Source organism: Streptomyces sp. YS-3 (assembly GCF_045257485.1).
Taxonomy (GTDB): Bacteria; Actinomycetota; Actinomycetes; order Streptomycetales; family Streptomycetaceae; genus Streptomyces.
Window position 1 is genome coordinate 1 of sequence record NZ_JBJHPC010000892.1, and the last position, 1,907, is coordinate 1,907.

Sequence of the window (1,907 nt, forward strand, 5' to 3'; positions counted from 1 at the left end):
ACGCACCCCTGGCCCGTATCCCGGTGCTGGCCCGGGCCAGCACCGGGATACGGGCCAGGGGTGCGTCCAGGAGCGCCTGGCAGGAGCCCTCGTGCGGCTTCTCGGTCGCCGTGTCGTACCAGCGCCCGCGCGGCAGCCGCACCGCCCGCCGGTCCGTGCCCTGCTCGAAGACGGGCGCCACCAGCAGCGCGTCACCGAGCAGGAACGCGTCCTCGCAGTCCCGCAGCGCCCGGTCGCCCGGCGTGCCCCACCACAGCGGCCGAACATAGGGCGCCCCGGTCAGCCGGGCGAGCTGCGCCAGCGTCATGAAGTACGGGCGCAGCCGCTCCCGCTCGGCGAGCGCCACGCGCGCGTGGCCGAGCACCTCCGTACCGAACTCCCACGGCTCGCGGCGCCCGGCCCAGAGCGCCGAGTGCGTACGGAAGAACGGCAGATGGGCCGCCAGCTGCAGCCAGCGCAGATACAGCTCCGGCGAGGGACTCCCGTCGAACCCGCCGACGTCCGGGCCCGAGTACGGCACACCGCACAGACCCAGCCCGAGCACCAGGGCGAGCGAGGCTCGCAGCCCCGGCCAGCCGGTGCTGACATCGCCCGACCAGGTGCCTCCGTAGCGCTGCATCCCGGCCCAGCCGGAGCGGCTGAACAGGAACGGCCGCTCGTCGGGGCGCAGCCGGCACAGCCCCTCGTAGCCGGCCCGGGCCATGGCCAGCGCGTACACGTTGTGGGCCTCGCGGTGGTCGCCGCCCGGTCCCTCCAGCGCGTGCCGCGCCGAGCGGGGCAGCGTCGGATCGCCGAAGGGCGCGAACGACGTCGGCTCGTTCATGTCGTGCCACACCCCGGCGAAGCCCTGGTCCAGCCGCTCCTGGTACAGCCCGCCCCACCACTCGCGCGCGCGGGGCTCGGTGAAGTCGGGATAGACGCACTCGCCGGGCCAGACCACGCCCCGCACCTCGCCGCCGCGCGCGTCCCGTACGAACGCGTCCGCCGCGAGACCGCTCTCGTACACCGCGTTGCCGCGCCGCGCCTTCACCGCCGGATCGACGATCGACACCAGCCGCACGCCGTCCTCGGCCAGGTCCTCGGCGAGGCCCGGCAGATCCGGGAACCGCTCCCGGTCGACCGTGAACACCTGGTGGGCGTCGTAGTGGTCGATGTCCAGATGGAGCGCGGACAGGGGCAGCCGGTGCTCCCGGTACCCGGCGGCCACCCGCCGCACCTCGGCCTCGCTGCCGAAGCCCCAGCGCGCGTGCTGCGGGCCCAGCGCCCAGGACGGCGGCAGCGCGGGCGCGCCCGTCAGCGCCGTCCACCCCCGCAGCACGCGCGCGGGGGTGCCCACCACCACCCAGCAGCGCAGCGGGCCGCCCTCCATCCGCACCTCGCTGTGTCCGGCCCGGTCATGACCGGAACCCGCGCCCTCCGCGCCCTCGCGCAGCCGGACCCGGCCGTCCCAGGTGTTGTCGTAGAACGCCAGATGGGTCCCGGCGTCCGCCACCACCAGCTGCACCGGCATCGTGATGTACAGCGGGTCGTCGCCCGGGGCGAAACCGCCGCGCGGGTCGGTGTTCCACAGCCGGTACGTCCCGTCGCGCAGCCGGGGTCCGTGCGCGCGCCCGCCGAGCCCGAACACGCGCGCGTCGGCGGCGATTTCGGAGCGCTGCACCCACCGCCCCGGGCCGCCACCGGCCGGTTCCCACCAGCGCGGCGGCAGCTCGCGCCGGAGCACCATCCCGCCGGGGGTGCGCACCTCCACGGCCCCGTACCGCGACACGGTGACCATCACCCGTTCGGACACCACCCGCCAGCCGCCGTCCGTGTCGGGCTCCAGGACCGCGCGCGCGTCCGGCGCGGGCGCGGGCCCGGCCAGCGCGTAGGACGGCTCCGGTCCGGCCCCGTCCCAGCCCCAGAGC

The 1,907-nt window shown here is 76.2% G+C and carries 1 protein-coding gene; it reads right to left on the reverse strand.

The annotated features are described in order from the left end of the window. Positions 1-1,907 (reverse strand): TIM-barrel domain-containing protein (locus ACJA3G_RS36005; protein WP_406557237.1); only part of this gene is annotated, 1,907 nt, incomplete at both ends.